Here is a 19,356-nt window from a genome sequence, read left to right on the forward strand (position 1 = left end):
AAACCCGATATTCGCATCGGTTTTTCATAGGATATTGGATTTTAAAACGGGGCTGGATTTTTATCCTGGCCCTTTTTTGTTTTATAGACTTTCCTACTTCCTCTTTTCTTTGTAAATAATATGTAATTCTTTGTTAGCTCGCATCTTCTTTGGTGTAAACAGTTTATTTTACCCCAAAATTGGTTATTCATGCAATTACGTATTCTACTTGGCTTTTTATTGGCTATTATTATTTCTGAAACTTCATTTGCGCAGCAAGCCTCTTTAAATTTTACAAAAGAATGGATAGAGATAGATACTTTGATTTTAGCTAAAAATCAACCAAAAACAGCTTTAGAAAAGGTAAATAAGTTGTACGTTATCGCTAAAGCTAACCAAGACGATATAGAGCTAATTAAGTGCTTAATTTATCGCATTAGCTTAGAAGACGCTGTATTTAATAATAAGCTAAATAATGCCATACATCTATTAGAATCAGAAATAGCGACTAGCAACAATGAAATTGCCAAAAGCATTCTATACAGCCTATTAGCAAATAGATATTTACAATACTACAATACTAATAGATGGCAAGTGTACAATAGAAGCAAAACAACAGCCGTAAATAAACTAGATATAGAAACATGGAATGCTGATGATTTTGGTGCAGCTATTAGTGATAATTTTTCTAAAAGTATCGTCAATGCGCCATTGCTACAAGGCGTATCAATTGCTGCTTACGATGTACTTATTTCTAAAGGAAATGCTAGGCTGCTTAGGCCTACATTGTATGATTTATTAGCACACGAAGCACTAGATTATTTTAAAACTGGTGATTATTATTTAACCAAACCTACCTACGCTTTTGAGCTGAAAGATATACTTGCTTTAAGTAAGGCTAGCACATTTATAACAACCACATTTACCTCAAAAGATAGTGCTTCTCACTTATTGAAAAGCCTACAACTATTTCAGCAGTTATTGCAGTTTCATAGTAAGGATGTAGATAAAAACGCTTTAGTAGATGTGGATTTAGAAAGAATAGAATGGGTAAATCAAAACTTAATCGGTGATAAAGAAAAAGCCTATGTAAAAGCGTTGACAAGCGTTACAGCAATCCCTTCTGAAAGAACAGCGCAAGCCTACTATTTATTGGCTAATCATTTTGCACAAGCAGCCAATAATTACCAACCCTTTGGTGATACTACACAACGTTTTGGCAAAGTAAAAGCCATGCAAATTATCAAAGAAGGTTTGGCAAAATACCAACAGGATGATGAAGGCGTTAACAACTTAAAAAATCTACAACAAGAAATTTTAAAGAAATCAATCACTACACAGGTAGAAGAGGTAAATGTACCCAACAAGCCCTTTAGAACTTTGGTAAGTTTTAAAAATATTGATACACTATTTGTACGTGTTATCAAGGTGCCTAGCAAATCTGAAATAATTGGTAACTGGCAGCATCAAGATTATGATGAGCTAGCAGCAATGCCTTTTCTTATAACATTTGCGCAGCCATTACCTGCTACAAGCGATTACCAACAGCATAGTGTAGAAATTAAAATAGATGCCTTGCCAGCAGGTGACTATGTGCTACTTACAAGTAGTGGGGCAGGTTTTATAGATACGTTACATAAAATGAGCAAGCAGTTGCTGCATGTGTCTAACATCAGCTATATTAAAAACGGTAACGATTATTTTGTACTGCATAGAGATAATGGTGCGCCATTAGCAAACGTAAAAGTGATCATTACTAAAAGCGAATGGAACAATGCCAGTAAGAAAACTGAAACCACAACTGTAGCCGCTAAAATCACTAATAAGAATGGGTATTTCAGTTTTGTACCAAAAGATGATAACTATGGCAATTACGAGTTTGCATTTGCGACCAAAAGTGATTACTTAAAACTTTCATCTAGCGAATATATTTATCGATCAAGAAGTAGTAGCGATGATGATGATGATTACGATAAAGATGAGATTGCAGACTACGAACACGATAAAGCCAAAGTGTATTTTTTTACTGATAGAAGTATTTATCGCCCCGGGCAAACGGTATATTTTAAAGGCATTGCCATTACTAAAGATTTTAAAACTAAGCAGCCTAAAGTACTAGCTAATAAAGATTCTGTGTTATTGTATTTGCAAGATGCCAATAATAAAAACATCGATTCGCTGTATCTAAAAACCAATGCTTATGGTTCATTTGCTGGTAAGTTTATACTACCGCAAAATGTACTAACTGGTAGATTTAGAATTGAAGCCGATGACTTTGATAATAGTAATACAAGCTTCTCAGTAGAAGAATACAAGCGACCAAAATTTTATGTAGAATTTGAATCCATAAAAGGCACGTATCGTGTGAATGATTCTATCACTATTACTGGCTTCGCCAAAGCCTATGCAGGCAATGTGGTAGATGGTGCTAGCGTAAAATTTAATGTACAGCGCAATGCAAGATTTGTGTACGATTGGCTTTGGCGTAATGGTAGCAGACCTTACAGCGGTAACACGCAGATTACTAATGGTGATATTGTAACCAATGTTGAAGGTAAATTCACCATTACATTTAAAGCTTTGCCAGATGAAAAAGTAGAGGCTAACACTGAGCCCATTTTTGATTTTACGGTTTCTGCTGATGTGACTGATATTAATGGCGAAACTAGAAGTGCCAATAAGCAAGTATCTGTTGGGTACAAACGTTTACAACTAACTATTGCATTACCAAAATTGGCAGAAGCTGATAGCCTTAAACAAATAACCATTAGCAGTAAAAATATGAATGGTGAAAATGAACCTGCTAATGTGAGTGTAAAAATTTGCTCAATACAAACACCACAACGTTTAATACGTAAGCGTTTGTGGCAGCGAGCAGATATGTTTGTAATGGATAAAAATAGCTACCTACAAAGCTTTCCTAATGATGATTATGATGATGAACTGAATGAGAAATTATGGCCAGTAAATAGTCTTGTTCTTGAGGGAAATATTACAACAGCAACAACAAATAAATTTCAAATTCCAAATGCCAAATTAACCGCTGGTTTTTACAAAATAGAAGCTACTACAACAGATAAAGATGGCAATACTATAAAGGATGTACGCTATGTGCAATTATTTAATAGAACTGCCACACCTTATCCTCAATACACCTTTAACTATACGCTTAATAACTATGCACAGCCAACTGAAACTGCTGTTTTTTTAAGTGGTAGCATGGCCGAAAAAACATTTGTTATTAGTAAAATCACTAGACCAAAATTAGCTGGTAAAGAAAGAGCCACTTACAGTTTCAACAGTTACAAAAAAGGGCTACACAATATCACCTACAAGGCCGATGAAACTGATAGAGGCAATGTTGCCATTAGTGAAGCATTTGTAATTAACAATCGTGTTTATACTAATCAATACAACATTATTGTGCCATTTAGCAATAAAACGCTGAATGTAAATTATACCACTTTTAGAAAGAAAACTGAGCCAGGTAGTAAAGAAACATGGACGGTAAATATTACTGGTAGCAAAGGTGAAAAAGTAGCGGCTGAATTACTTACAAGTATGTACGATGCTAGCTTAGACCAATTTAAAAAACATGAATGGGGGCAGCCTAATATTAGAATAGGTAACTACCCTCATATTGAATTTGGAGGCGGTCAAGGATTTATTATTTCTAGTTCTAGTGAAAATTATTTTTATAATGACGACAACCAAACAGTTATACCCATCTATGATAAACTTTTTAAAGCCGATTTTATTAAGAAAATGCAAGTATTTGGTGAAGTTTTACAAGGTACTGTAGCTGGTATTAATGTACCGCAAAGGGCTAATTTTAAAAATACAATTTTAAATAGCGTATCTCACAGAATGACTAAACTTGGCTCTGCAACTGTTGTATCTATTCGTGGAAATAATGATATTTCATCCGCTAATCAACCTTTGTACGTTATAGATGGTGTACCAGTTGGTGCTGCAACAGTTGTAATTAACCCAAATGATATAGAAAGTATTGAGGTATTAAACAATAATGCTGAAAGGGCCTTATACGGTGATAGGGCAAAAAATGGTGTGGTAGTAATTACTACAAAAGCTAGTTTAAAAAAGCAAAAAGAACAACAAGCTGCAAAACCTCGCAAAAACTTTAACGAAACAGCTTTCTTTTTCCCGCAGCTATATGCAGATACAAGTGGTAATTACAGTTTTAGCTTTACCATGCCTGAAGCTTTAACGCAATGGAAATGGCAAACATTTGCCCATACCAAAGACCTTGCTTTTGGCAATAATACAACTACAGTTACCACACAAAAAACATTGATGGTACAAGCCAATGCACCACGCTTTGTACGTGAAGGTGATAACCTTGAATTTATAGCCAAACTAGCTAACTTAAGCGATAAAGAATTAACTGGTCAGGTGAGGTTAGAGCTTGTAGATGCAAGTACCAATGTATCGGTTGATGGTTGGTTTCAAAACATGTTTCCTACACAATATTTTACAGTGGGTGCAGGGCAAAGTAGCGCTGTAAAGTTTCCTATTCAAATACCGTTTACGTTCAATAAACCACTCACTTGGCGAGTGATTGCTGAGGGACACACCACCCCTACTGGGGGAGGCTGGGCGGGGGCCGATGGCGAAGAAAATACATTGCCTGTTTTAAGCAACCGAATGCTAGTAACTGAAAGCTTGCCAATGCTGATAAAAGGTGATACGACACAGCATTTTGTGTTAGATAAATTAGTAAATAACCAAAGCGAAACACTCACCAATCAATCGTTAACAGTTGAGTACACAGCCAACCCTGTGTGGACGGCTGTGCAGGCTTTGCCTTACTTAATAGAATATCCGTACGAATGTGCCGAACAAACCTTCAATAGGTATTTTGCCAATGCTTTGGCAGCTAATATTATTGCCAAACATCCACGTATAAAATCGGTATTTGAAACATGGTTAAAGGATAGTACCAACAATATTGGTTTATTAAAGGGAACGTCAAAAGTCCCCAACCTTGGAGGGGATTTAGGGGAGGCTTTAAAGCAAGTGCTTTTGCAAGAAACGCCTTGGGTATTGCAAGCAGAAAATGAAACGCAGCAACAAAAAAATATTGCCTTGTTGTTTGATGTTGTAAAGATGAGTAACAGCGGTACAGAGGCTATTGATAAACTGAAACAACTACAATTACCTAGTGGTGGTTTTACTTGGTTTAAAGGTGGTAGAGAAGATAGATATATCACCAACTATATTTTGGCTGGTATTGGCAAATTGAAAAAAATAGATGCCATTACTATTACCAATACGGCGAAGCTAGAAACCATGATTAGTAAGGCTTTGGTGTATTTAGATAATGAGATAAAAAACGATTACGAAACCTTACAACGCAGTAAAGTCAATTTGCAAAAACAACAAATCACCACAACGCAAATTCAGTATTTATACATACGCAGCTTTTTTACCAATGACATTGCACCTAAAGAAGCCTACAGCTATTATTACAATCAAGCGAAGCAGTTTTGGAATGTTCAGAACACTTATAACACGGCCATGATTGGTTTGGCTTTGTATCGCAACAACGAGAGGCGTTTTGTAAATGTGAACATACTGCCAGCCATTACACAAAATGCAGTAGAAGATACTGCTAAAGCTAGCGTGTATTGGAAAGATAGAAGCACTTGTTTTTGGTACGCCTCACCTATTGAGCACCAAAGCATGATGCTACAATTGCTAGAAGAAGTAGCCAAGCAAGAAAATTTTGTAGGTTTATCAGCTACTATTCAAGGGGCAAAAAACTGGTTGTTATTAAATAAACAAACCAATCATTGGCAAACTACCGTTGCTACAGCCGATGCTTGCTATGCCTTATTAAACAACAACAGTGCGTTGGTGAATGATAAACAGGTACGTATTCAATTAGGCAATATACCTGTAAAAATAAACGCATCACAAGCAGGTACAGGCTATATAAAATCTACCATTGAAGGCAGTAAAGTGGTGCAACAGATGGGCAATGTAACAATCACTACCTCTCAAGTCGTTTCTAGTTCTTCCCCTTCGGGGAAGTTAGAAGGGGCTAATCTTCCTCCTTTGGGGGAACAAAAGGGGGCTGCTGGGGGCATTTCTTATGGCAGCTTGTATTGGCAATACTTTGAAGACTTTGATAAAATCACTGCATCGGCATCGCCTTTGTCAATTACCAAAAAATTATTTGTAGAAAAAAATAGCGCCGCAGGCAAAATATTAACCCCTGTAAACGACAACGACGAATTAAAAGTAGGTGATAAAGTAGTGGTACAATTGGTACTTAAAACCGATAGAGACATGGATTATGTACACTTAAAAGATACACGTGCAGCCACCATGGAACCAATAAATGTATTGAGCGAATACAAATACCAAGATGGTTTAGGCTATTATGAAGCTACCAAAGATGCAAGCACTAATTTCTTTTTTAGTAGCATTCGCAAAGGCACTTATGTGTTTGAATATCCTGTGTTTATTACGCATGTAGGTACATTTAGCATTGGTATTGCTAATCTGCAATGTATGTATGCACCAGAATTTACCAGCCACAGTAATGCCATGAAAGTACAGGTGAAGCCTGAACTATAATTTTCCTAGTTTTTAAAAAAGTATTTACTGTCATAGATAGTTTTTTGGTTGCTACTGAACAGCGGCTTACTGTCAAAGATAGTTTTTTGTTTGCCGCTGAACAGCGGCTTGCTGTCAGAGATAGTTTTTTGTTTCCCGCTGAACGGTGACTTACTGTCAGAGATATTTTTTTGTTTCCTGCTGAACGGTTGCTAACTGTCAGAGATATTTTTTTGTTTCCCGCTGAACGGTGGCTTACTGTCAAGGATAGTTTTTGGTGCGTAGTTTTCAAAACCCATGAAAAATGAAATACTAACTGATGCTTAGAGTGTAGTTATTTTGTTTACCAGCAGCATTACTACTTTGATGCTTTTGTTGTACCAATTTAATATTAACCAAGATGTTTAGTTAGTGCCAATCTTATGTATGATTTCATATTCTTTTAAAGTCTATGTACCTATTGTGCCTATGTGGTAAGTTGTACAAGGTATTACGTAATTATTACTTCGTGTTCTTTGTATCCTTTGTTTCTTTGTGTGAAAATTTTACAATGACGTACGACTATATAATTGTTGGCCAAGGTGTTGCAGGTACTTTTTTAAGTTGGCAACTATTGCAGGCTCGCAAAACGGTATTGGTAATAGATGAAGCAAAGCCTTTTACGGCCTCTAAAGTAGCTAGCGGCGTGATTAATCCGGTTACTGGTAGGCGTATTGTACGCACTTGGATGATTGAAACCTTATTACCATTTGCATTAGATGCGTATACTACCTTGGGTAAGCAACTTGGGGTTAATTTAATAGAACAAACAAACATTCTAGACTTTCACCCCACACCACAAATGATGCTGGCTTTTAAAGAACGATTGCCAATAGAAAGCGATTATTTACGAGTGCCTACAAACGAAGCAGCATATCAGCAGTACTTTAATGTAACATTTGGTATTGGTGAAATTAACCCATGTTACTTGGTAGATTTAAGAACTATGATTGAAACGTGGCGTAACTATTTGAAAGCACAAAATGCTTTACTTGAAGCTACATTCAACATCAATGAACTTAAAACACAGAACACAGAACTTGTAACCTTTAACGGTTACACTGCTAAATCTATCATTTTTGCCGATGGTGCTGCAGGCTCAGATAATCCTTACTTCTCTTTATTGCCTTATGCTAAAAACAAAGGGCAAGCTATCATAGCAGAAATACCAGATTTGCCACGAACCAATATCTACAAACAAGGTATTACTTTGGTGCCTTGGCGAGATAATTTGTGGTGGATTGGTTCTACCTACGAGTGGGATTTTAAAGATCTTGAACCTTCGGTAGATTTTAGAAATAAAGTAGAAATGCAATTACAGCATTGGTTAAAGTTGCCCTATAAAATCGTAGATCATATAGCATCTGAAAGGCCGGCCAACTTAGAGCGCAGGCCGTTTGTAGGCATGCATCCTGTGCATACAAATATTGGTGTGTTTAATGGTATGGGTACAAAAGGTTGTTCGTTATCACCCTACTTTGCTAAGCAATTTGCTGATGCCTTGGTGCATCAAACACCTATCAATCCACTAGCAGACGTGAAGCGTTTTACAAAAATCTTGAGTAGATAATTATCAGTTTGTTATCTTTCATTTTTGTAACCAAAACTGAATGCAACATGAGTGAAATAGCTTCGCAGCAAGAAGATATGTACCACATACCAAAGCGATTTAGGCAAATGGAAAATTTGCACATTGTATTTTGGTTGTTTAAAGATGTGGCTTGGTGTATGGTATGGAAGCCTTTGGGTATTGTGATGATTGTACCAACCTTGTTGATATCTATAGTAATTGCTTGGCGCACCAGACATATTGTTGCAGAACTATGTCATAACCTTGCTATTACTATTTGGATTTCTGCTAACTCGTATTGGATGCTGAGCGAATTTGCAGGTATTGATGCCAAACCATTATTTGATAGCTATACCTACAAACATTTAGCCATTATACCATTTGCTTTAGGCTTGCTAGTTTTAGGCTATTATTATTTATGGTATGCACCAAGGCATAAGCAAGTTGCACAACAGTCATAAGGTTTTGTTATGTATCGGCGGTAATACAAATAGCTTGAATTTTATTCGTTAATCTTGTGGCAATAAGTACTAGTATGCGTTTAATGTTTGTTGTTATAATAGCATTGTTGGTAAATGTAAAGGCGATTGCTCAGCAGCAACGTGTAATAGCTGAATGTACCATTGTGTATTCTATTTCTGTTGATTCTACTTCAACTGACAAGTCTTTAACCGACAATTTAAAAGCCGCCACTAAAACTATTTTTATTAAAGGCAACAATTCTCGAATCGACTTGGCTAGTGCTGCTTTTACACAATCTATTTTTTACGATAAAGCCAAAGGCAGCGCCATAGTTTTAAGAGAACTGGGAACTAATAAGTTTATTACAAAGCTAGATAGTACACAGTGGTTGCAAGAAAAGCAAGAATTTGATAGTATGGTTACCACCATTACCAAAGACACTAAAAAAATATTGGGCTACGATTGCAAGAAGGCGCAGTTACAACTTAAAAACGGTAAAGTTTATACGGTGTATTTTACACCAACTTTATCACCTTCGGTAAAAGAGGTAGATTATGAGTTTAAAGATATTCCTGGTTTAGTGCTTGCTTATCAGGTAGCAGCAGCAGATGGTAAGAAAATAAATTATACAGCTACAAAATTTAACCTTAGCCCAGTACCAGCATCAAAATTTGATGTGCCTTCAAGCGGTTACAGAATACTTAATAAGTAAAAAATTAATTAACAGGCGCAGTAGGTGTTTTAAACTTAGGCACTTTTACCTTAAACTTATAAGGCATAATGTAAGTTGTATTACCACTATTGTAATAAAGCAAAGAATTTACTTCTAAGCCAGTAGGGGTTGTTTTTTGCGTAAGTACATCGCTACCTTTAAACTGCAGATTTAATTTAATAGAAGAAAGTGATAACGTGCGGTGAGATAAAAGGCTTAAATTTTTAAGAGAATATTTACTGCCTTTATTTTTTTCGTCTGCAATACCAGAGAAAGTAATAGATGCTAATGCTACCTGAACACTTAAAGCAAGTGTGGCAGCAACAATTAGTTTTTTTATGTGTCTATTTTGTTTCACTTATGCAAAAGTAGTATTATTTCTTAAATATAACCCAATTTTTTTCGGTGGATACCATAATTAACGAGGTAAACACTTTTTTGTTACAGAAGATGCAATATTTATTTTGGCTGCTGCCTGTGCGTTAAAAAAAGCAGAATGATTTTTTTCTCTACGCAATCCCTACTTTTGCCAACCTAAATTAAATACAAAATGGCATCAACTTCAGACATAAGCCGCGGCATGATTTTAAAATTAGATGGCAGCTTATACAGTGTAGTAGAATTTGGCGAAAACAAAACGGCTCGTGCAGCTGCTAAAGTTTGGGCTAAATTAAAAGGCGTTGATAACAAACGCAGTATTGAAAAAACTTGGAATAGCGGTGAAACGGTGTATCCTATTCGTGTAGAAAAGAAAGCTTATCAGTTTTTGTATAAAGACGAGAGTGGTTATAATTTAATGAACAATGAAACCTTCGAGCAAATTGTATTAGCTGAAGAAATGATTGATTCACCACAATTTTTAAAAGATGGTGCTGAGGTATCAGTATTCATAAACACAGAAACAGAACAACCAATTGGTGCTGAGTTACCAGAAAAAATTGTTGTATTGATTACTTATTGTGAGCCAGGTTTACGTGGTGATACTGCTACACGTGCGACCAAGCCTGCTACTATAGATACTGGTGCTATTGTAAACGTACCTTTATTTGTAGAAGAAGGTGAATTAATTCGCATTAACACCAAAACTGGTGATTATGTAGAAAGAGTAAAAGCATAATTTTATTAAATATTATTAGCAAATGGAGCAACTACAATTGCTCCATTTGCTTTTTTAAGACAGTGCTATTTTTACGTAAAACAAGCTTTTTTGCATTAAAAAATGCTCAAAATGAGCCGTTTTTACAAAAAAATGGTTCATTCTGTCAAATTATGGCTATTTTGCCGCCCCATACAGATTTTGAATTAGAACACTAAAATTATCTACGAAAACGATTTTTCTTTAACAAAAAAGCTTCTTATGGATTTAAAACAAATTCACGATCTTATCAAGATCATCAACAAGAGTAATATTGGCGAAATTAGCATAGAAGACAAAGATGGTAAAGTAACCATAAAACAAAAAGAAGAGCCAGTAGTAACCGTTGCAGCTGCACCGCAACAAGTGTATAATGTTGCACCAGCCGCTGCACCAGCACCAGTTGCCGCAGCCGCCCCTCAGCCAGCCGCTGAGCCTGCACCAGCAGCACCAAAGGCTGATAACCTTGTAACGATTAAAAGTCCAATGATTGGTACTTTCTATCGCAGACCATCACCAGACAAACCAAACTTCGCAGAAGTTGGTACAGAAATTACACCAGGTAAAACCATCTGTATCATCGAAGCCATGAAGTTATTTAACGAGATTGAAGCTGAAATTAGCGGTACAGTTGTTAAAATACTTGTAGAAGATAATAGCCCAGTAGAATACGATCAGCCGCTATTCTTGGTTGAACCTAATTAATGTGATGATTTGATAATTGGATAATTTGATAATGCTTGTCTAAAAAGTTCTCTATTACCAAAGTGTCACTATATGAAGAAAGAGTTAATTGATAATAACCCAATCTTGAATTTATCTTTTGATTTTTCTTTATTGATTATTGAATACACGGAAGTATTGGAGCAAAACAAAAAGTTTGTAATTAGTAATCAACTATTAAAATCAGGAACTTCAATTGGAGCAAATGCAATGGAAGCTCAAAATGCCGAAAGCAAACCTGATTTTATACATAAAATGAAAATTGCAGCTAAGGAAGCTGAAGAAGCGCAATATTGGTTGTTGCTATGTGACTATTCTCAAAATTATCCTAATTGTCAGCATCTCATTCTAAAATTAGAGGAAGTGGCTAAAGTGTTAAGTGCTATTTTATAGAGTGCTAAAAAGAAATCACCCATTAGTTATTTACTAAGTTTTTTCATTTTTTGATGTTTCTTATGATTTAATTATCACATCATCAAATTATCACATTATCAAATTATCCCAATGTTCAAAAAAATATTAATAGCCAATCGTGGCGAGATTGCCCTTCGTGTTATCAGAACTTGTAGAGAAATGGGCATTAAAACTGTTGCAGTGTACAGCACTGCAGATAAAGACAGCCTGCACGTACGTTTTGCCGATGAAGCTGTTTGTATTGGTAAGCCAGCAAGTAGCGAGTCTTATTTAAATATCCCACACATTATGGCGGCGGCAGAAATTACCAATGCCGATGCCATTCACCCAGGTTATGGTTTCTTGGCTGAGAACAGTAAATTCTCTCAAATCTGTGCCGATCATGGTATTAAATTCATTGGTCCTACACCAGAAATGATTAACGCCATGGGCGATAAAATCACGGCCAAAGAAACCATGATTAAAGCAGGTGTACCTGTTGTACCAGGTAGTGGTGGTTTGCTAGAAAGTGTAGAACAAGCGAAAGACTTGGCTAAAAATGTAGTTGGCTATCCTGTTATTTTAAAAGCTACTGCCGGTGGTGGTGGTAAAGGTATGCGTGTGGTATGGAAAGAAGAGGAGCTAGAAAAAGCCTATACAACTGCTAAAATTGAAGCTGCTGCATCGTTTAAAAACGACGGTATTTATATGGAGAAATTCGTAGAAGAACCTCGCCATATAGAAATTCAAGTAGCGGGTGACCAATACGGTACTGTGTGTCATCTTAGCGAAAGAGATTGCTCTATTCAACGTCGTCACCAAAAATTGGTGGAAGAAAGTCCTTCACCGTTTATGACACCAGAATTGCGTAAAGCAATGGGTGAAGCTGCTATTAAAGCTGCTAGCGCTATTAACTACGAAAGTGTTGGTACCATTGAGTTCTTGGTAGATAAACATCGTAATTTCTACTTTATGGAAATGAATACCCGTATTCAGGTAGAGCATTGCGTAACAGAAGAAGTTGTCAATTTCGATTTAATAAAAGAGCAGATTAAAATCGCCATGGGCGAAAAAATTTCTGGTGCTAATTACGAGCCACAATTACATGCTATCGAGTGTCGTATTAATGCCGAAGATCCATACAACGATTTTCGTCCATCACCAGGAAAAATTACCAACCTAAACACACCAGGTGGTCATGGTGTAAGGGTAGATAGCCATGTATATGCAGGCTACACCATCCCTCCATTTTACGATAGTATGATTGGTAAATTAATCACCGTGGCACAAACACGTGAAGAAGCCATCGACAAAATGTATCGTGCACTAAGCGAGTACGTAATTGAAGGTGTAAAAACTACCATCCCTTTTCACTTGCAATTAATGCAAAACGAAGATTTCCGTTCAGGCAATTTCACCACCAAGTTCTTAGAAGGTTTTACCATGAAGTAAACCTTTTACTTACTTACTACGATAATCATCCCAGTACTATTTACAGTGCTGGGATTTTTTTATGTAACCAGCACTAGTAGTACTATATAGCATTTGTTGCGTCGCACACTTGTACGTTCTTACCATTGTGCAGCTATGTGTTAGTGTAATTAAAAAAGCCACCCTTTGGGTAGCTTTTCACAAGTAATATTCCAGTTTATTATTTGGCTATTGGTGGCGCAGCTTTCTTAGTACTTCTACTTACTATACTTTCATCGTAATAGTTTAAAACAGCTTCTCTATCTGTTTTGTGTATCAGCAATAAATTCAACAACACATCAAACATATAATCAGCAATAGCTTCACGCAATGCTGTACCAGTATCACTACCATGCAATACGGTTGTTTTACTATCAAGTTGCGTATCTCGCTGTGTATTGTAATTATCTAAAAATTGCTTGCTTGTTGTATCTCGCCCTGCATCTAATCTGGTTTTGTATTTTGCACAAAAGTCAGCTATACGTTGTAGCAATACAGGGGCATTAATTCGGGTAATTTTATTGTATTCACTTTTACCATTAGGGTACGCCTCGTGAATAATAGCAGGTTCTTTTGCAAAATGATACGACACATCTTTAAACAATTCATCAGTAACAAAATCTTCAAATGCATCTAGTATTATATCTAGTTCATCGGTATCGCCAGTTCTATCTATGGTACTTTGGTCTTGCGAGCTTAACCATTGTTTGTAGGGTGCTATTAATAAAGCCAACGAATTTGCCAGAGGCGCAATAGCACTAGTGTTATTGGCAGATTGTAGAGCTGCCAAATGTGTACTTGCGTACTTAAAAAATTTACCGTGACCTACACGTAAACCCGTAAAGGGGTTGTTGATAAATGCTGCTACCATAGTATATAGTTTTTTAAAATACTAAGATAATGCATCGTATTCAATTACTCTACAACTTTTTTTAGTCAATTGCCTATTTGTAATAAATATAACTAGGCTTAGGTATAGTAACTCGCACTTGTGAGTGCACGTATCTAAAATTAGTTATTGGTAGTAGCACGAGTGAATAGCTATATCTAAGTTTAGGGATAGTTACTCACAGTTGTGAGTACGTATATCTAAAGCTAGGTAAAACAATTGCCACTTGTGAGTAGATGTGCCTAAAACAATAATTGATACACCTCATGCACTTGCCCTGCTGGCACCACTTGTATTTTGTATGCCTTAGGGTCAAAGCTTTTTTTGTTGTATTTACTTACAATTATTTTCTCAAAGCCTAGTTTTTCTGCTTCTGCAATGCGCTGTTCTATGCGGTTTACAGCACGTATCTCGCCATTTAAACCTACCTCGCCAGCAAAGCATACATGAGGCGGTAGAGGCACATCTTCATAACTACTAAGCAAGGCACAAATAACGGCAAGGTCTATAGATGGGTCTTCTACTTTTAAGCCACCAGCAATATTTACAAATACATCTTTAGTGCCAAACAAAAAGCCACCACGTTTTTCAAGTACCGCTAATAATAGTTGCAAGCGCCTTAAATCAAAACCACTAACAGTTCGCTGTGGTGTGCCATAAACAGATTGTGTTACTAAGGCTTGCACTTCTATTAGCAATGGTCGCATACCTTCAAGCGAAGCGGCAATAGCACTACCACTAAGTTGCTCTTCACGTTGTGTAATTAGTATTTCAGATGGATTGCTTACCTCTCGCATACCATCACCTGTCATTTCGTAAATACCTAGTTCTGATGTGCTACCAAAGCGGTTTTTAAGGGTGCGTAAAATGCGGTAAGCATAGTGTCTGTCACCTTCAAATTGCAGCACCGTATCTACCATGTGCTCAAGAATTTTAGGCCCAGCAATACTGCCATCTTTGGTAATATGGCCTATTAAAAACACAGGCGTATTGGTTTCTTTTGCAAAGCGCTGAAACTCTGCTGCACACTCACGTATTTGGCTCACACTACCAGCAGAAGAATCAATGAGATTGGATTGAATGGTTTGTATAGAATCTACAATTACCAACTGTGGCTGTAGTTTTTTTATCTCTTGAAAGATAGACTGTACGCTAGTTTCAGTTAGTAAATAGAAATTATCGTTTTTAATTTTCAACCTATCTGCACGCATTTTTATTTGCGACTCGCTTTCTTCACCACTAATGTACAGCACCACAATCTCATTCATCATTAAGCCATGTTGTAAAAACAACGTGCTTTTACCAATGCCAGGTTCGCCACCTACCAATATAATACTACCAGGCACTACACCACCGCCAAGCACACGGTTTAGTTCACCATCTTTTGTTACAATGCGTCTTTCTTCTGTAACCGTTACATCTTGCAAAGCCACAGCTTTAGTAGCTCTTTTTTCACCCTTAAATTCTTTCCAGTTCTGCTCTTTTGCATTGCCTTTATCTAGCACTTCTTCTACAAAAGTGTTCCATTGGCTACAACTAGGGCATTTGCCTATCCACTTCATGCTTTCGTAACCACAATTGCTACAGAAAAAAGCGCTTTTTATTTTGCTCATGTGGTAAAGATATACCACTGATGAAAATGATGGTAATGATTTAGATGATTGATATGTACGAACGTTTGTATTAAAATGCAAAAAGCCTTCATTGCTTCTTTGCCCTGTGTTTTAAATTATGCCTATGTTTGTGAGATTAAAATACCCTTAAAAAAAGTTAGGTTTGTTACATTCAAAACAATGCATCTAATACGTCATACCCAATTTTTAAAAGCAGTGCTATGGCACAGCCTCACGGCCTTTGGTGGGCCTAATGGGCATTATGGGATGATGCTAAAAACATTTGTACAGCAACGTAAAGACATTACTGAAAATGAGTTGGTAGATTTTGTAAGCTTTTGCAATATGCTGCCTGGCGCTTCTTCAACACAAACCTTAACTTTAATTGGCTACAAACGTGGTGGTATTCCTTTAGCCATTTTAACCTTAATAATTTGGATAACGCCTGCCTGTTTACTCATGGGTGCATTATCATTTTTGCTAGATTATTTTAGCGACCAATCCATCAACACCAAAGTATTCCATTTTATACAGCCAATGGCTATTGCTTTCATTGCTTTTTCTGCTTTTAGAATTTTTAAAATTGCAGTAAACAATACCATTACAAGGGTAGTGATGGTAGTGGCTGCAGTAGCTACTTTTTTATATTTTAAAACACCGTGGGTATTTCCTGCATTGCTAGTAGCGGCTGGTATTGCCACTAATTTTAGCGATAAGCGTATACCACAAAGAGAAGTACCACCAAAGGAAATTAAGTGGGGCAACTTGTTGATATTTTTAGCACTATTTGGTGTAGCTGCTTATTTCAGTGAAACCTCTACAAAAAATAATTGGCCTAACCACAAAGCATTCAACGTATTTGAAAGTCATTATCGTTTTGGCAGCTTAGTATTTGGTGGTGGTGATGTATTAATGCCATTAATGTACGAGCAATATGTAGTGCGTCCAAATACTGAACATATTTTAGCTAGCAAGCGAGATGTATTAAAAATGGAACAGCATGAATTTTTAACTGGTTCAGGTATTGTACGTGCTATTCCTGGTCCTGTGTTTTCTATTGGTGCATTTACAGGCGGTATGGTACTACGTGGCGATAATACATTTTTCTCACAAGCGCTAGGTTGTTTTTTAGGTGGTATTGGTATCTTTTTGCCAAGTGCTTTGTTGGTATTATTCTTCTTTCCCGTTTGGCACAATCTTAAAAAATATGCGGTTATTTATCGCTCACTTGAGGGTATAAATGCAGCCGTAGTAGGCATTATGCTTGGTGCTACTTTGTTTTTAATAAAAGCTACTTTGCTTAAAGAAGTTTGGAACAATCAATTAATTGGTTGGCTAGATGTTGCCGTAGTGATTACAACATTTTCGTTGTTGCAATTTACCAAAATGCGTGCACCATTTATTGTATTGGGTTGTTTATTGCTAGGCCTTGCTTATAGCTTTATGTAGGTTGCAATAACTATTGTCGCAATCATTTTACCGTTTCATTAGTAAAGCAAGGGGAAGATTGAGTCTTTACAATCGCAATAATCCCACTTTATGTAGTGTATTAATGGGTTTATTATCCCAAAATAATTCAAAATCTTTAAGGCCCGCTGCTTCGTAACTATTGGCTACATCTTGCAGTGTATAAGGCTTGGGATTTTGTACAGATAGGTCTTGCAATATTTGCGCTAGCCACACACCTTGTGCCTCATCTACCCGTATGTTTACAGTTTCTTTTTTGGTATAAAATGTAAGCGATGCTACTTGCCAGCTATTGCCTTTTTTAGTTTTAGTTACTATTTCTAGCTGTGGCTGTGTACCTATAAATACTACTTTACTCGTAGGCTTGTGCGTGCTAGTTTCTTCTTCCAATAAAGCGTTTACAATAAAGTCTGTAGCTACTTTTGTTTTGGGTACTTTAAAGCCCATCTCTTCAGCATCAAACCAAGTAGATAGCGGTTCATCAAAACAAAGCCCATGCATGTAGTTGAGTAATGACTTCTTTAAGCCGTAGCTAAACTTGTCGTGTTTTGTACCTATTTCATCTATGTGTTCTACATCGTTATCGGCAAATGTGATGGCTACTTCTTTGGCTTTTTTTACACCAAATTTCTCAGGGTTTAAGCCTACAGGGCTGTGCGCTGTCATGGCAAATTGATGCCAAAAAGCTGATTGTAAAATGCCTGCTTTAAACAGCTGTCTCACCATCTCAAGACTATCAATAGTTTCTTGAGCTGTTTGCGTAGGAAAGCCATACATTAAGTACGCATGTACCATAATACCTGCTTCAGTAAAATTGCGATTTACCTTAGCTACTTGTGCTACTGTAATACCTTTTTGTATCAGGGCTAAAAGTCTATCGCTTGCTACTTCTAAACCACCAGACACTGCAATGCAGCCAGAGGCTTTTAGTAGTAAACAAAGGTCTCTTGTAAAGCTTTTTTCAAAGCGTACATTGGTCCACCAACTTACGGTAAGCTTACGTTTAATAATTTCAAGTGCTAAGGCACGCATGAGTGCAGGTGGTGCCGCTTCATCTACAAAGTGAAAACCATTTTGCCCTGTTTGTGCGGTTATTTCTTCCATTCTATCGCACAAAAGGCTTGCTGATACTGGCTCGTAGAGTTTTATATAGTCAAGGCTAATATCGCAGAAAGTACATTTGCCCCAATAACAACCATGTGCCATTGTTAACTTATTCCATCTGCCATCGCTCCATAAGCTATGCATTGGGTTTACCACTTCTATGGCCGATATATATTTGTCTAACCAAAAATCGCTGTAATCTGGTGTGCCTACTTCACCTTGTTTGTAATCTTTAACAGCTTTGTTATTTAGATAAGTTACTTCGCCATTAACAAAAGTAAAAGTGCGTTTTAATTGGTCAATGGTTGCATTACCTTCTACAAAAGCAATTAAGTTTTCTATTGGTGCTTCACCATCATCTAGCGTGATGAAGTCGTAAAACTCAAATACACGCTTGTCTTTTAGTGAGCGTAACTCTGTATTGGCAAAGCCGCCACCCATGGCCACTTTTACGTTTGGATAATTCTGTTTAATCCATTGCCCACAACGTAAGCTAGTATATAAGTTACCAGGAAAAGGTACAGATATACAGACCATTTTTGGGTTAACCATTTGCATTCTTTCAGCTAGAATAGCTATTAAGATACTATCAATATAGGTGTATGGTTGTTGTAGCGATTCGTATAATTCATCAAAGCTATTGGCGCTTCTACCAAGCCTTTCGGCATAACGGCTAAAGCCAAAATGACCGTCTACACATTCGGTAATTAGGTCGCTGAGGTCTTCCAGATACATGGTAGCTAGGTGCTTCGCCCTATCTTGATGACCCATGCTACCGAAAGCCCAGTTTAAATCGTCAAGCTGTTTAAATCTGCTTGCTTCGGGTAAAAAGTCACGCTTGCAAATAAGGTGAGATAGTGTGGGGTTTTTACCTTGTAAAAACAAAATAACATCGTCTATGGTGCTGATATAATCTTCCTGCAAGGCGATAATGCGTTTAGCATTTTCAGATGTTTCTTCTGTAATTGTTATGCTTGCAAATAATTGGCGCAGCCCATTTTTACTAAATAGCGCTAAGGTAACTTCAATACCCAAATCAGCCTGAAAGGCGCTAACATCTTTGGTATTTAAAAACCCTTTTAAATAGGCCGTAGCAGGGTAGGGCGTATTTAACTGTGTAAATGGTGGCGTAATAAGAAAAACCGAAGCGCTCAAATTGCATTATTTAGGCTGCGAAGATATACCACACAGTAAAAGGTTGTACGTACTGTAGTTTAG

General features: G+C 36.9%; 13 protein-coding genes. 9 read left to right on the top strand and 4 right to left on the bottom strand.

The features are described 5' to 3' along the window. Positions 1-189: 189 nt before the first annotated feature. The 4 genes from ACT9TX_RS00735 to ACT9TX_RS00750 all read left to right on the top strand — a co-directional run bounded on the left by ACT9TX_RS00735 (position 190) and on the right by ACT9TX_RS00750 (position 9,344). A complete protein-coding gene (locus ACT9TX_RS00735) occupies positions 190-6,582 on the top strand; it encodes an alpha-2-macroglobulin family protein (protein ID WP_481336158.1) in 6,393 nt (2,130 codons plus the stop codon). 529 nt (positions 6,583-7,111) lie between these two features. Further along, complete coding sequence (locus ACT9TX_RS00740; RefSeq protein ID WP_481336160.1) at positions 7,112-8,170, top strand: NAD(P)/FAD-dependent oxidoreductase; 1,059 nt, start codon at positions 7,112-7,114, stop codon at positions 8,168-8,170. 47 nt (positions 8,171-8,217) lie between these two features. Next, positions 8,218-8,631 carry a hypothetical protein gene (locus tag ACT9TX_RS00745; RefSeq protein WP_481336161.1) on the top strand — a complete coding sequence of 138 codons (414 nt, stop codon included), beginning with the start codon at positions 8,218-8,220 and terminating at the stop codon, positions 8,629-8,631. Between the two features lie 74 nt (positions 8,632-8,705). Beyond that, positions 8,706-9,344 (top strand): hypothetical protein, encoded by a 639-nt coding sequence (locus tag ACT9TX_RS00750; protein ID WP_481336163.1) that lies wholly within the window; start codon positions 8,706-8,708, stop codon positions 9,342-9,344. Positions 9,345-9,348: 4 nt separating this feature from the next. Here ACT9TX_RS00750 and ACT9TX_RS00755 read toward each other — a convergent pair whose 3' ends face one another. Further along, positions 9,349-9,702 carry a hypothetical protein gene (locus ACT9TX_RS00755; protein WP_481336164.1) on the bottom strand — a complete coding sequence of 118 codons (354 nt, stop codon included), beginning with the start codon at positions 9,700-9,702 and terminating at the stop codon, positions 9,349-9,351. Between the two features lie 192 nt (positions 9,703-9,894). On the opposite strand from ACT9TX_RS00755, the gene efp reads away from it, so the two are divergent. The 4 genes from efp (at position 9,895) to accC (ending at position 13,047) form a co-directional block, all read left to right on the top strand. After that, the gene (efp, locus tag ACT9TX_RS00760) at positions 9,895-10,461 is read left to right on the top strand and encodes an elongation factor P (protein WP_481336166.1); all 567 of its coding nucleotides are present in this window, start codon (positions 9,895-9,897) and stop codon (positions 10,459-10,461) included. A gap of 240 nt (positions 10,462-10,701) precedes the next feature. Next, on the top strand, positions 10,702-11,184 hold the full coding sequence (gene accB, locus ACT9TX_RS00765; protein ID WP_481336167.1) for an acetyl-CoA carboxylase biotin carboxyl carrier protein: 483 nt from the start codon (positions 10,702-10,704) through the stop codon (positions 11,182-11,184). A 72-nt stretch (positions 11,185-11,256) separates the two neighbouring features. Beyond that, on the top strand, positions 11,257-11,595 hold the full coding sequence (locus tag ACT9TX_RS00770) for a four helix bundle protein (RefSeq protein ID WP_481336169.1): 339 nt from the start codon (positions 11,257-11,259) through the stop codon (positions 11,593-11,595). 111 nt (positions 11,596-11,706) lie between these two features. After that, the gene (accC, locus tag ACT9TX_RS00775) at positions 11,707-13,047 is read left to right on the top strand and encodes an acetyl-CoA carboxylase biotin carboxylase subunit (protein WP_481336171.1); all 1,341 of its coding nucleotides are present in this window, start codon (positions 11,707-11,709) and stop codon (positions 13,045-13,047) included. Positions 13,048-13,246: 199 nt separating this feature from the next. Here accC and ACT9TX_RS00780 read toward each other — a convergent pair whose 3' ends face one another. Together ACT9TX_RS00780 and radA are read right to left on the bottom strand one after the other, a co-directional pair. After that, entirely contained in the window at positions 13,247-13,936 is a 690-nt protein-coding gene (locus ACT9TX_RS00780; RefSeq protein WP_481336172.1) for a hypothetical protein, read from the bottom strand. 260 nt (positions 13,937-14,196) lie between these two features. Next, the gene (radA, locus tag ACT9TX_RS00785; protein ID WP_481336173.1) at positions 14,197-15,567 is read right to left on the bottom strand and encodes a DNA repair protein RadA; all 1,371 of its coding nucleotides are present in this window, start codon (positions 15,565-15,567) and stop codon (positions 14,197-14,199) included. A gap of 180 nt (positions 15,568-15,747) precedes the next feature. Here radA and chrA point away from each other — a divergent pair, with 180 nt between their 5' ends. Beyond that, a complete protein-coding gene (gene chrA, locus ACT9TX_RS00790) occupies positions 15,748-17,016 on the top strand; it encodes a chromate efflux transporter (RefSeq protein ID WP_481336174.1) in 1,269 nt (422 codons plus the stop codon). Positions 17,017-17,082: 66 nt separating this feature from the next. On the opposite strand, the gene ACT9TX_RS00795 is transcribed toward chrA, so the two are convergent. Then, positions 17,083-19,293 carry a B12-binding domain-containing radical SAM protein gene (locus ACT9TX_RS00795; protein ID WP_481336176.1) on the bottom strand — a complete coding sequence of 737 codons (2,211 nt, stop codon included), beginning with the start codon at positions 19,291-19,293 and terminating at the stop codon, positions 17,083-17,085. Positions 19,294-19,356: the final 63 nt, after the last annotated feature.

This window comes from Parasediminibacterium sp. HNIBRBA5674, from assembly GCF_056745525.1.

Excerpts from the sequence above, each read along its gene's own strand:
- ACT9TX_RS00735 (WP_481336158.1), top strand. The coding sequence starts at position 190 with ATGCAATTACGTATTCTACTTGGCTTTTTATTGGCTATTATTATTTCT.
- ACT9TX_RS00740 (WP_481336160.1), top strand. The coding sequence starts at position 7,112 with ATGACGTACGACTATATAATTGTTGGCCAAGGTGTTGCAGGTACTTTT.
- ACT9TX_RS00745 (WP_481336161.1), top strand. The coding sequence starts at position 8,218 with ATGAGTGAAATAGCTTCGCAGCAAGAAGATATGTACCACATACCAAAG.
- ACT9TX_RS00750 (WP_481336163.1), top strand. The coding sequence starts at position 8,706 with ATGCGTTTAATGTTTGTTGTTATAATAGCATTGTTGGTAAATGTAAAG.
- efp (WP_481336166.1), top strand. The coding sequence starts at position 9,895 with ATGGCATCAACTTCAGACATAAGCCGCGGCATGATTTTAAAATTAGAT.
- accB (WP_481336167.1), top strand. The coding sequence starts at position 10,702 with ATGGATTTAAAACAAATTCACGATCTTATCAAGATCATCAACAAGAGT.
- ACT9TX_RS00770 (WP_481336169.1), top strand. The coding sequence starts at position 11,257 with ATGAAGAAAGAGTTAATTGATAATAACCCAATCTTGAATTTATCTTTT.
- accC (WP_481336171.1), top strand. The coding sequence starts at position 11,707 with ATGTTCAAAAAAATATTAATAGCCAATCGTGGCGAGATTGCCCTTCGT.
- ACT9TX_RS00780 (WP_481336172.1), bottom strand. The coding sequence starts at position 13,936 with ATGGTAGCAGCATTTATCAACAACCCCTTTACGGGTTTACGTGTAGGT.
- radA (WP_481336173.1), bottom strand. The coding sequence starts at position 15,567 with ATGAGCAAAATAAAAAGCGCTTTTTTCTGTAGCAATTGTGGTTACGAA.
- chrA (WP_481336174.1), top strand. The coding sequence starts at position 15,748 with ATGCATCTAATACGTCATACCCAATTTTTAAAAGCAGTGCTATGGCAC.